Here is a 3,106-nt window from a genome sequence, read left to right as displayed (position 1 = left end):
CCCCCTCGCGGGCATGCCGCCGGGTCAAGGTGCGGCCCGCACCCCCGCACACGCGGGCGCCGAGGCCCGGCGGCATGCCCGCGAGGGGGTGGCCGTAGGCCGTACCGGCTCCGCCGGTAACCTGGAGTCCCTCGGGGGAGCGGAGGACACCAAACCACAGCACCACGAACCACCCCCTGACCCCACCAATGGAAAACGTGCAAATTCGGCGGCCTCGAGCCGTTCCAAGGCGTATAAAAGGGCTATGGGTGGATCCCACTTACCCCCCTTACTGCTGGCGCTCGTAGCCGGCCTGTGGGTGGTTTGGTTCATCGGAGTAGGCCAGAACAACGACGTCGTCACCGAGGCTGCCCTCGTCGCCTTCAACCTCCTGGGCTTCTGGGCCATCAGCCGCTGGACCCGCCACCTCCCCGCCTTCCTGCGCGGCCCCTTGTTGGGCCTGGGCCTGGGCTTCCTGATCATCGGCATCGGCTACGTGCTGCTGCTGCTGGGCACCCTGGGCATGAGCGCTTTCGGCTCCGCCGCCGAGCTGATCAACCTCGCAGGGGCGCTCATCGGCATGATCTCCGCCGCCTTCATCCCCTGGGCCATGGAGCGCAGCAGCCTCGCCCCCGAAGGCCACGGCTCCCAAATCCTCATCGGCTCGGCCATCGTCGGCATCCTGCTCACCCTGGGGGTGGTGCTCGTGCGGCCCAGCGAACCCCTGCAGGTCCTCTTCCTGTTCGTCAGCCTGTTCCTGGCGACGCTGTTCATCTGGAACGCGCTGATCCTGGCCGGGGGCCGCATCGGCCGCAGCCTGCAGATCCTCAACTACAGCCTCGTCTCCATCGGGCTCTCCCGCGTGGCCTTCGTCCTGATCCCCGGCAGCCTCAGCTACCGCGTGACCGACTTCTTCTTCCTCCTCGCCCTGAGCCTCATCGTGCTGGGCAGCTTCCGGCAGGCGCCAGGGGGTAAAGGGGCAGCGGTTAGCCGTCAGTCGTAAGCGGTCAGCTCTCAGCCGTCAGCGGTCAGCGGAAGGCTCGTGGTGGAAAGACACCCCACCCCTTCCCGCGCGCGGGGAGGGTTTATCCCCCCTGGCCCCCCTTGCTAAGGGGGGAACCAGGCGTTTCGCGTCTTGCGTCTGGCGTTTTGCGTTCGGCGTCTTGCGTCTTGCGTTCGGCGTACGACGTAGGACGTACGACGCACGACTAGCGCCTTGCGTTGGGCGTTAGGCGTACGACGTAGGACGCACGACGTACGACCCCTAAGCCCGCCAAGGGGTCAGCGCCGCCTCGAGGCGGGCAAAAGTCCAGTCCAGCAGCACCGCGAGCAACGCCACCGCGACGGCGCCCTCGGTGACGAAGGCCAGGTTGCTCACGGCCAGGCCGGCCACGATGGGGACGCCCAGGCCGCCGCCGCCGATCAGGGGGGCGACCGTGGCCGTCGCCAGGATGAGCACGGCGCCGGCGCGGACGCCCGAGAGGATGACCGGGAAGGCCAGGGGGATCTCGACGCGCCACAGGCGCTGCAGGGGGGAGTAGCCCATGCCGCTGGCGGCCTCGAGCACGTCCTGCGGCACGGCCGCCAGGCCCTCGAGCGTGTTCCGCACGACGGGCAGGAGGCCGTAGAGGAACAGCGCCAGGACCGCGCCGCCCGAGCCGAAGCCCACGAAGGGCAGGGCCAGGGCCAGCACCGCCACGGGGGGGAAGGTCTGGCCGACGGTGACGAGGTTCTCGACCAGGGGCCGGAACGCCGCCCCCGAGGGCCGGGCCGCCCAGACCGCCAGCGGCAGCCCCACCAGCAGCACGGCCAGGAGCGCGGTCCCGGTGATGGCGAGGTGCTCGAGGGCCAGCTTGAGCAGGGTCTGGCGCTCGAACAGCGGGGTCTGGCCGGGGAAGAGCGCGGAGAGGGCCTGCCTCCAGAGGTCGTCGTAGGCGAACAGGCCCAGCAACGCTGCCCAGGCCAGCGCCGGGGCGATCAGCCGGTCCAGCGGGGCGCTTTGCCCGAGGGGGCGGGCTCGGGGCACGCTCACTCCTCACTCCTCCGAGGCCACCCGCAGCAGCGTCTCCAGCCGCACCTGGCCCACCGGCCGGCCCTGCGCGTCGGTCACGGCCACGCTGCGGGCCCCCTGGGCGAGCAGGGCGGAGAAGGCCTCGCGGGCCATGGCGCTCAGCGGCACCGAGGCGGCGGGGAGCTTGCCGTTGAAGGGCTCGACGAGGCCCTCGAGCGGGATGCGCGACAGGCGCAAGAGGGTGCGCGAGGGGCCGATGAAGTCGCGCACGAAGGGGGTCCTGGGCTCGCGCAGCAGGGCCTCCGGGGGGTCGTACTGCTCGACCTGCCCGTGGTTCATCAGGCAGATGCGGTCGGCGAGCTTGACGGCCTCCTCGAGGTCGTGCGTCACGAAGAGCACGGTCTTCCCCAGCCCGGCTTGCAGCTTCAGGAACTCGTCCTGCAGGCGCTCGCGGGTGGGGGGGTCCACCGCGCCGAAGGGCTCGTCCATCAAGAGCACCGCGGGGTCGGCGGCGAGCGCCCGGGCCAGCCCGACCCGCTGGGCCTGCCCGCCGGAGAGCTCGCGGGGGTAGCGGCCCGCGAAGGTGGCGGGCTCGAGGCCCACCCGCACGAGCATCTCCCGCGCCCGCGCCTCGCGCCTCGAGCGCTCCCAGCCCAGCAGGCGCGGCACCACCATCACGTTCTCGAGCACGCTCATGTGGGGGAAGAGCCCGATGCTCTGGATCACGTAGCCGATCCCCCGGCGCAGCTCCTCGGGGTTGAGGCGGCGCACGTCCTGCCCGCCCAGGTAGACGGTGCCCTCGGTGGGCTCGACCAGGCGGTTGACGGTGCGCAGCAGCGTGGTCTTGCCGCAGCCCGAAGGCCCCAGCAGCACCACCACCTGCCCGGCGGCGACCTCGAGGCTCACCCCCCGCAGCGCCTCGAAGCCTCCGTAGCGCTTGACGACGTTCTCGAAGCGGATCATCGGCCTCCCTCCAGGCCCAGCCGGCGGCGCACCACCCAGCCGGCGCCGCGCAGCGCCCCGTCGGCGAGCAGGGCCAGGGCGATCACCGGCAGCGCGCCCACGAGCACCATGTCGCCCGCCCCGCTCTGCACCCCCTGAAGGATGAAGTAGCCC

At 71.6% G+C, this 3,106-nt stretch carries 3 protein-coding genes; 1 reads left to right on the top strand and 2 read right to left on the bottom strand.

The window, feature by feature from the left end; all coding sequences use genetic code 11:
* The first annotated feature begins 244 nt into the window (after positions 1–244).
* A complete protein-coding gene (locus Mterra_RS20125) occupies positions 245–982 on the top strand; it encodes a hypothetical protein (RefSeq protein WP_119316722.1) in 738 nt (245 codons plus the stop codon).
* Between the two features lie 261 nt (positions 983–1,243).
* On the opposite strand, the gene Mterra_RS20115 is transcribed toward Mterra_RS20125, so the two are convergent.
* Both Mterra_RS20115 and Mterra_RS20110 read right to left on the bottom strand, forming a co-directional pair.
* Positions 1,244–2,011 (bottom strand): ABC transporter permease, encoded by a 768-nt coding sequence (locus Mterra_RS20115; protein WP_245971712.1) that lies wholly within the window; start codon positions 2,009–2,011, stop codon positions 1,244–1,246.
* 3 nt (positions 2,012–2,014) lie between these two features.
* Entirely contained in the window at positions 2,015–2,953 is a 939-nt protein-coding gene (locus tag Mterra_RS20110; protein WP_119316721.1) for an ABC transporter ATP-binding protein, read from the bottom strand.
* Between the last annotated feature and the right edge of the window lie 153 nt (positions 2,954–3,106).

Origin of the sequence: Calidithermus terrae, assembly GCF_003574345.1 — a bacterium.
GTDB classification, from domain to species: Bacteria; Deinococcota; Deinococci; order Deinococcales; family Thermaceae; genus Calidithermus; species Calidithermus chliarophilus.
The sequence above is the reverse complement of the archived record's forward strand: the minus strand, read 5'-3'. Positions and strand labels throughout refer to the sequence as shown.

What these genes read in the sequence shown, in the direction of transcription:
- Mterra_RS20110 (WP_119316721.1), bottom strand. Translation starts at nt 2,953, where the DNA reads ATGATCCGCTTCGAGAACGTCGTCAAGCGCTACGGAGGCTTCGAGGCG.
- Mterra_RS20125 (WP_119316722.1), top strand. Translation starts at nt 245, where the DNA reads ATGGGTGGATCCCACTTACCCCCCTTACTGCTGGCGCTCGTAGCCGGC.